The sequence below is a fragment of the Peribacillus muralis genome (assembly GCF_001439925.1).
GTDB classification, from domain to species: Bacteria; Bacillota; Bacilli; order Bacillales; family DSM-1321; genus Peribacillus; species Peribacillus muralis.
This window is the reverse complement of the sequence record NZ_LMBV01000073.1, coordinates 310-542: the sequence shown is the minus strand read 5'-3', so window position 1 is coordinate 542 and position 233 is coordinate 310. Positions and strand designations below refer to the sequence as shown.

Genomic DNA, 233 nt, shown 5'->3' with positions numbered 1-233 from the left:
AATTGGCAGACGCACCAGACTTAGGATCTGGCGCCGCAAGGCGTGGGGGTTCAAGTCCCTTCACCCGCACTGATAATTTTCTTCTTGACATAAAGGAGAAAAGGGTGCTATACTTACAAAGTCGCTTTCGCGGTCGTGGCGGAATGGCAGACGCGCTAGGTTGAGGGCCTAGTGGGGGAAACCCCGTGGAGGTTCGACTCCTCTCGGCCGCACCAATAACATCATAGAAATTA

The 233-nt window shown here is 53.2% G+C and carries 1 tRNA gene; it reads left to right on the top strand.

Going from position 1 to position 233, the window contains the following annotated elements:
* Window positions 1–129: 129 nt before the first annotated feature.
* Window positions 130–215 (top strand) — tRNA-Leu (locus ASU00_RS24140).
* Window positions 216–233 lie beyond the last annotated feature (18 nt).